The 1,692-nt window shown below is 49.9% G+C and carries 1 protein-coding gene; it reads left to right on the top strand.

Annotation, left to right across the window (positions count from 1 at the left end):
- The coding region (gene rnr, locus ACTHUM_RS13245; protein ID WP_440403083.1) for a ribonuclease R at nt 1–1,692 on the top strand (1,692 nt) is incomplete at both ends.

The following is a 1,692-nucleotide window of genomic DNA, read 5'->3' as shown; positions in this document are numbered from 1 at the left end:
CTTTAAATTTACGAGAAAAAGACCCGTATTTGGAGCGGGAGAAACAACGTTACGCTCATCCGTTGCCCAGCCGTGAATGGGTCATTGAATTATTGGAACAAAAAGGTGTGCCGACAAAAATCGAAGCTTTGGCACATGAATTGTCGATTACAGAAGATGAATATGAATTCTTCGAGCGCCGTCTGAAAGCGATGGCACGCGATGGCCAGGTGTTGATTAATCGACGTGGGGCGGTGTGTGCGGCAGAAAAATTGGCATTGGTTAAATGCCGTGTCGAAGCGCATAAAGACGGTTTTGGTTTTGCCGTGCCGCTTACGCCGACAGGTGAGGGCGATTTCGTCTTGTATGAGCGTCAGATGCGCGGCGTGATGCACGGGGATATTGTTACCGTGCGTCCTGCCGGTATCGACCGCAGAGGCCGTCGCGAAGGTACGGTTTTGGATGTGGTGGAGCGTGCGCAGTCTAAAGTGGTCGGCCGTTTTTATATGGATCGCGGCGTGGCGATTTTGGAGGCAGAAGACAAACGTTTGAATCAAAGCATTGTTTTGGAACCTGAAAGTGTAGCGCGCTTTAAACCGCAATCCGGTCAAGTCATTGTTGGTGAAATTGAGACTTACCCCGAGCAAAACCGCCCTGCCGTAGCGAAAATTATTGAAGTATTGGGTGATTATGCCGACAGCGGTATGGAAATCGAAATCGCCGTGCGCAAGCACCATTTGCCGCACCAATTTAGCGAAGCGTGTGTCAAAGCTGCGAAGAAAATTCCCGATCATGTGCGTAAAACCGACTTGAAAGGGCGCGTGGACCTACGAGATTTGCCTCTGGTAACCATCGATGGCGAAACTGCGCGGGACTTTGACGATGCGGTTTTTGCCGAAAAAATCGGCCGCAATTACCGCTTGGTGGTGGCGATAGCCGATGTCAGTCATTATGTCCGCCCTGATGACACGATTGATGTAGATGCTCAAGAACGCAGTACCAGCGTGTATTTCCCGCGCCGTGTGATTCCGATGCTGCCGGAGAATTTGTCCAACGGCATCTGCTCGCTCAATCCTGATGTCGAACGCCTGTGTATGGTGTGCGATATGGTGATTACTTATGCCGGCAATATCAAGGAATACCGTTTCTATCCGGCAGTAATGCGTTCGCATGCGCGACTGACTTATAATCAAGTTTGGGATTGGATTTCAGACGGCCGGGATCATCCGTTTAAACCGCAAATCGATACTCTGTATAAATTATTCAAAATCTTGCAGAAAAAACGTTTCGAGCGTGGCGCGGTTGAGTTTGAGAGCATTGAAACCCAGATGATTTTCGACGACAACGGTAAAATCGACAAGATTGTTCCCGTTGTACGCAACGATGCGCACAAGCTGATTGAAGAATGTATGCTGGCGGCGAATGTTTGCGCGGCAGAGTTCTTGCTGAAAAACAAACATACGGCTTTGTTCCGCAATCACTTGGGCCCGACTCCCGAAAAACTGGCTACTTTACGCGAGCAGCTTGGTTTGCTGGGTCTGAGTTTGGGCGGCGGCGATAATCCGACGCCGAAAGACTATGCTGCGCTTGCCGAACAATTTAAAAACCGTCCGGATGCGGAGCTGTTGCAAGTGATGATGTTGCGTTCTATGCAACAGGCGGTTTATGAGCCGCATTGCGACGGTCACTTTGGTTTGGCTTATGGTGCATATG

This window comes from Neisseria sp. P0021.S006, assembly GCF_051956895.1.
Note: the sequence above shows the minus strand (reverse complement) of the source record. Positions and strands in the feature narration are given on the sequence as shown.